This window comes from Actinoplanes sp. NPDC051633 (genome assembly GCF_040681735.1).
Taxonomy (GTDB): domain Bacteria; phylum Actinomycetota; class Actinomycetes; order Mycobacteriales; family Micromonosporaceae; genus Actinoplanes.
Window position 1 is genome coordinate 1 of the sequence record NZ_JBFAZH010001706.1, and the last position, 1,224, is coordinate 1,224.

A 1,224-nucleotide genomic window follows, 5' to 3' on the forward strand; every position below is an offset into this window, starting at 1 on the left:
CTCGCGGATGCGCCGGCGACCGAGCTGGACGTGCCCGCCACCATCGACGCGGACCGGTGGCTGATCGACCGGCGCGAGACCCGGACTCGGCGTCCGGTGGTCGGCCGGCAGTGCGCCGGTGACGTCCGCGAGTGGCACCGGCTCCGCGCCGAGCTGCCCGCGCACCCGACGCTCGACGTACGGCTGCGGGACGGCGCCGGGACCGCCCGGCGGGCCTTCGGCTTCGGCGGCCCGCCCGCCGGTTGGCTGGTCTACGCCGCCGACGAGGTGACTCCGCGGGCGTTCCTTTCGCAGCTCGACTTCTACCTGGCGCTGCCCGGCGCGGGAGAACCGGCCGACGCGGAGCCGGCGGTGCTGGCGGCGCTGGCCGCCGGGTGCGTCGTGGTCCTGCCCGACCGGTACGCGCCGGCCTACGGCGACGCGGCGGTCTACAGCACCGCCGAAGGTCTCGCCGAAACCGTCCACACCCTGCACGGCCGCCGCGCGGCGCTCGCCGAGCAACGCGACCGCGGCCGTGACTTCGTGCGCCGGACCCACGGCCACGACCGGTACGCGGAGCGTATTTCGGCCCTCACGCCGTAGCTCACAACCGGACCGCAACCGTCCGGAACCTTTGCCCTGCAACCGGGCTCTCCTACTCACCCTTCCCGCAACTCAGAGGTCACGGCAAGGCACCTGATCCGGCCTTCAGGCGGCCCCGCGGCCGTCGATCGGAATTGCGAACCTGGCGAACGAGCCAGGCGCCGCACTCCGAAAGGCAGTCACATGCGTTCGTCGTTCGCTCGCCGCCTGGCCATGCTCGCCCTCGTCCCCGCCGCCCTCTTCGGCGTCGTCACGATGGCGTCGCCGGCACAGGCCGCCACGCCGACGATCGCTCAGCTCGCCACGCTGCAGAACGACATCGTCCGCTACACCAACGCCCAGCGTGCCGTCCACGGCTGCGCCGCGGTGCGGGTGGACGCCAAGCTCGGTGTCGCGGCCCGTGTCCAGAGTGGCTACATGGCCCGCACCGGCCGGTTCAGCCACACCGGCGCCGGTGGCTCGACCTTCGTCGCCCGCGTCGCCCGGGCCGGCTACACCGGTGCGCTGAGCGAGAACATCGCGTGGGGCTACCGCAGCGGCGCCCAGGTCGTGGCGGCGTGGATGAAGAGCCCGGGCCACCGCGCCAACATCCTCAACTGCCGGGCCAAGGCCGTCGGCGTCGGCGCGATCTTCTCGGCCAAC

1 protein-coding gene and 1 pseudogene are annotated in these 1,224 nt (G+C 73.6%); both read left to right on the forward strand.

Going from position 1 to position 1,224, the window contains the following annotated elements; genetic code table 11:
- Positions 1-582: pseudogene (locus tag AB0M20_RS44500) on the forward strand (glycosyltransferase family 2 protein); the annotation flags it as partial.
- Between the two features lie 183 nt (positions 583-765).
- On the forward strand, positions 766-1,224 hold a 459-nt coding region (locus AB0M20_RS44505), incomplete at its 3' end, for a CAP domain-containing protein (RefSeq protein WP_364307627.1).